Source organism: Bacteroides sp. UBA939, from assembly GCF_002293435.1.
Lineage (GTDB): Bacteria > Bacteroidota > Bacteroidia > Bacteroidales > Bacteroidaceae > Bacteroides.
On the sequence record NZ_DBDF01000148.1, the window covers coordinates 1 to 3,862 of the forward strand.

At 50.3% G+C, this 3,862-nt stretch carries 3 protein-coding genes; all 3 read left to right on the forward strand.

Annotation, left to right across the window (positions count from 1 at the left end):
- The first annotated feature begins 345 nt into the window (after window positions 1–345).
- From B2Z67_RS09255 to B2Z67_RS09265, 3 genes are read left to right on the forward strand one after another with little or no spacing between them, the layout of a single operon-like run.
- A complete protein-coding gene (locus B2Z67_RS09255) occupies window positions 346–1,500 on the forward strand; it encodes an alpha/beta hydrolase-fold protein (RefSeq protein WP_291529539.1) in 1,155 nt (384 codons plus the stop codon).
- A 40-nt stretch (window positions 1,501–1,540) separates the two neighbouring features.
- Complete coding sequence (locus B2Z67_RS09260; protein ID WP_291529540.1) at window positions 1,541–2,239, forward strand: acetylxylan esterase; 699 nt, start codon at window positions 1,541–1,543, stop codon at window positions 2,237–2,239.
- A 4-nt stretch (window positions 2,240–2,243) separates the two neighbouring features.
- On the forward strand, window positions 2,244–3,692 hold the full coding sequence (locus B2Z67_RS09265; protein ID WP_291529541.1) for a family 43 glycosylhydrolase: 1,449 nt from the start codon (window positions 2,244–2,246) through the stop codon (window positions 3,690–3,692).
- The last annotated feature ends 170 nt before the right edge of the window (window positions 3,693–3,862 follow it).

Below are 3,862 nucleotides of genomic sequence, written 5' to 3' on the forward strand. Positions count from 1 at the left end.
AAAGGGGTTATCGCTGTACAAAACCGTACTAAAATCGTGTCTGCTCCGTACCAGGGCCGTGTCAAAGCATTACCAACTCCGTACCCGCTCCGTATAAAGGTACCTTTATATGGAGTTGGTACGGACTTGGTACGGAGCAGATACGGAGCAGATAGTGTGTGATAGGGCCTGCATGATTCATTCTTTAACTCCTGAAGTATGAATAATGCAGGTTAACGTAGCTATCAGCCAACAAATTGGCTTTAACTCCTTAACTTCTAACGAAGTGATAACTCCTTTAACTACAGTATGAATAATGCAGGCTAAAGTAATCGTAACAAAGTACTAATTTTAAATATTTGAATTATGAAAAATGTATTGAAGCTTATTTTCTCTTCTTTGCTGGTATTGCCATTAACAATGAATGCCCAACAGCAAGACTATCCTGCGGGAACTACCCCCAATGAACACAACATTAACGGAGCTGATTATCCGCGCATTGGAGAAGACAGGCGGGTACACTTCAGAATACACGCTCCCAATGCCCAGAAAGTAGAAATCAGTTTCCGGGGCGAAATGACGAAGGAAGCGGACGGATACTGGACGCTCGTATCAAAGGGACCCGAAGTAATAGGTTTCCACTACTATCAGGTGATAATAGACGGGGTAAGCGTTGCCGACCCTAACGGTAAGACTTTCTTCGGCATGGGCAAATGGGTGAGCGGCATCGAAATCCCCGAAAAAGGCGTGGATTATTACTCTATAAAGAATGTGCCTCACGGACTAATCAGCTCAAGCCACTACTACTCCGATATCCGCAAGGAGTGGCGCAGGTGCATGGTTTATACTCCGGCGGAATATGACAAGAATCCTAACAAGAAGTATCCGGTGCTGTACCTGCAACACGGTATGGGAGAAAACGAAACAAGCTGGGCAAGCCAGGGCAAGATGAATTTCATTATGGATAACCTGATTGCCGAGGGCAAAGCCGAACCAATGATTGTAGTTATGGATAATGGTAATATTGAGGTGTTGAGAAACCAAGCGGGTGAAAGCCGCGAGGAGGCAAGGGCAAGGTTCGGCGCCGAATTCCCTAATATACTGGTGAAAGAAATTGTTCCTCATATCGAGTCCAACTTCCGGGCATTGACTGACAGAGATAACCGTGCCATGGCGGGACTTTCCTGGGGCGGGCTTCTTACGTTCAACACTACACTGAACAATCTGGATAAGTTTGCTTATATCGGTGGATTCAGCGGAGCAGGGCGTATTGATTTTGATGATTTCGACAATATATATGGTGGTGTATTCAAAGACCGTAAAGCGTTCAATGACAAGGTGCGTGTGTTCTTCTTGGGCATTGGTTCCGAAGAGCGTCCTGAAAGGACAAAGAGTCTTAGTGATGGACTGAAGGCTGCGGGTATCAATAATATCTATTATGAATCTCCCGGAACTGCTCACGAGTTCCTGACTTGGCGCAGGTGCTTGAAGGAGTTTGCGCCGATGTTGTTTAAGAAGTAAGGCAGGTGACTATTTGTAACCCATAAAACAAACTATAACGATGAACATTTTCCATCGAAAATCAGTGTTGGCAGCTTGTCTCGCTGCTATGATGAGTTTATGCGCCCACGCGCAGCAAGGTGAAACGTCGCCTCCGCTGTCCGACTACTTCTCGCCGGCAACCACAGGCGTGATGACACCGGACAATGAGGGATTCATTCAACGCTGGCTGCTGCTGGAGCCTATCGACAAGCCCAACCGCTCCAACACGGTCTTTACCGACAGTTACATTCGCGAAGCATTCGCCACTGAATACTTCCCGGGACAATTCACCGTCCTCCCCAAGAACGGGGATAAAGTGAAGGTAGGCAAACAGAAGCTTACCTGGCACGCACTCGAGAGCAAACTCTTTAACGTGAAGCTCTTCCGCTTCGCTTCCGGTATGAAGAAGCAAGTGTACGGCGTGCTGTTCTGGGCGGTCACCGTAATTGAATGTCCCGAAGAGATGGAGAATGTCCGCATGTCCGTAGGTTCCAACTCCGCATCCATGTGGTGGCTGAACGGTGAGGAAGCCGTAATCCTTTCGGGCGACCGACGCATGGTGAAGGACGACTGCATGTCGCGCCGACTGACCCTGAAGAAAGGCAAGAACATCATCCGGGGAGCCATCATCAACGGCCCCGGCATGAGCGACTTCTGTGTCCGCTTCGTCGATGAGAATGGGACTCCGGTTAAAAACATTACTATCAGTTATAAATGACACCATGAAAACAAAAGCGATACTTCTGGGCGCCGTAGCCCTGGCATCTGTATTGACGGCTGAGAAAGCAATTGCACAAACCGGTGCTCCATACATCCACGACCCCTCCACCATCATGGAGTGCGACGGTAAATATTATACCTTCGGCACACGCGGAGGCGGACTGATATCCGAAGACGGCTGGACATGGAACGAAGGCGGAGTAAGACCCGGCGGAGGCGCCGCCCCCGATGCCATGAAGATTGGCGACCGCTACCTGATTGCCTACAGCGCCACCGGAGGAGGACTCGGAGGAGGACACAAGGGCAAGGTACTGACCATGTGGAACAAGACCTTAGACCCCAACTCTCCCGACTTTGCCTACACCGAACCCATAGAAGTGGCAGCCTCCGTAGATGACGAAGACTGCGACGCCATTGATGCCGGACTGTTGCTCGACCCTACTGACGGACGCCTGTGGCTGTCCTACGGCACCTACTTCGGATTTATCAGACTCATAGAGCTTGACCCCGCAACCGGCAAGCGGATGGAGGGCAACAAGGAAATCAATATCGCCATTGATTGCGAAGCAACAACCCTAATCTACCGCAACGGGTGGTATTATCTGCTGGGAACGCACGGCACCTGCTGCGATGGCCCCAACTCTACCTACAACATTGTAGTAGGCCGTTCGCGCAAAGTAACAGGCCCATACGTCGACAATATGGGGAGGCAGATGCTGGAAGGCGGCGGTAAGATGGTGATTGCCGCAGGAAACCGTCAGACAGGCCCCGGGCACTTCGGGCTTTTCAAGGTTACCGACGGGGTGGAGAAGATGTCATGCCACTTTGAGTCCGACTTTGACCGGGGTGGGCGCAGTGTACTGGGCATACGTCCGCTCCTGTGGAAGAACGAATGGCCTGTTGCCGGTGAAGTATTCAAGGAAGGGACTTACGAGATAGAATCCGAGCGCAGAGGTTACGCCCTCGAGCTTGCTGTCGACTTTGTACGCATAGACTACGTCAGGCGCCGCACCTGGGAACCGGGTGAACCCATCACGCCTTTGAAGTCGCAAGCGTTGGAAGACGTAATTGGCACCTGGCCGCAGGGGGATATCTCTGTAAGAGCCGGCGATTACATGTTCCGCCCACACCAGAGGTGGACTATTACTGCCGTGCCCGATGCCGGCGGATACTTGGGCGGGCCTTATTACAAGATTGTGATTGAAGGAACCAATCGTGCACTCGCCGCTACGGCAGATGCGGAAGTCGTGACAGTGCCTGAGTTTACGGGAAGCCCCGAACAGTTATGGAGAATCGACCAGTTGACCGACGGCACTTACCGCATCATGCCCAAGGAAGTACCGGGAACGGACAAGGAACTGGTTCTGGTATCTGTAGGCGACAGTACTCCTTCGCTCGGAAAGTTTGATATGAACAGCGATAATTCCAAGTGGAACTTTCGCGATCATTAGCGTTTTGAATTATGAATTATTAAACACAGAGGCACGGAGACACAGAGTTTTTTCTTTCTTTTAAGAGGAGAATATGAACAAGAAAGAGTACAGAGAGAGAGCGACTACGTCGCAGAGAAAAAAAAACTCTGTGTCTCCTCTGTGTTTAGTAATCATAAAAAAATAAGTTG